Annotated in this window: 1 protein-coding gene; it reads right to left on the bottom strand. The window is 62.4% G+C overall.

The genetic code is table 11. From position 1 onward, the window contains the following. The coding region (locus E1297_RS00915) for a site-specific integrase (RefSeq protein ID WP_155132736.1) at positions 1-624 on the bottom strand (624 nt) is incomplete at its 3' end. Between the last annotated feature and the right edge of the window lies 1 nt (position 625).

Raw genomic sequence — 625 nt, 5'->3', positions numbered from 1 at the left:
CTGGCGCGGCGAGATCGGGTTGATCTTCGGCTTGCCCGGAAACAGCCAGCCCTGCGGCCGCGCCTCACGCCAACAATCGCGCAGAAGTTCCAGCAGACCAGGGGCCAGCATGGCCTTGCGATCCTTGCCGCCTTTGCCCTCTTCGACATGGATCAGCATCCGGTTGCTGTCGATGTCGCTGACCTTGAGATGGCAAACCTCCGAAGCCCGCAACCCGGCGCCGTAACTGATGCCTAGCGCCGCGCGATACTTCAGGCCTGGTCCGGGTCCGGCAGCCATCAACTCCGCGACCTCTTCCACGCTCAGGACAATGGGCAGCGGCCGCGGCTTGCGCCGGAACTGCATATGCCCCTTCATGTCCTCGCGCCCGCAGGTCGTGCCGAAAAAGAACCTGAGCGCGACGATCCGAACATTGAATGTCGAAGGCGACACCCCCGCATTCGTCATGTGCAATTGATAGCTGCGCAGCTCTTCCGGCGTCGCCGTGTCGGGTGGGCGTCCAAGGAAAGACGCAAAATCCTTGATGGCCCGGATATGGCTCTGCTGAGCCTTCTCGCCTATGCCACGGATGCGCATGTCTTCGATCATACGCTCACGCAGCGGCGTGGTTCTCTCCTCCGTCATG

The organism is Roseibium sp. RKSG952 (genome assembly GCF_009711355.1).
Note: the sequence above shows the minus strand (reverse complement) of the source record. Positions and strands in the feature narration are given on the sequence as shown.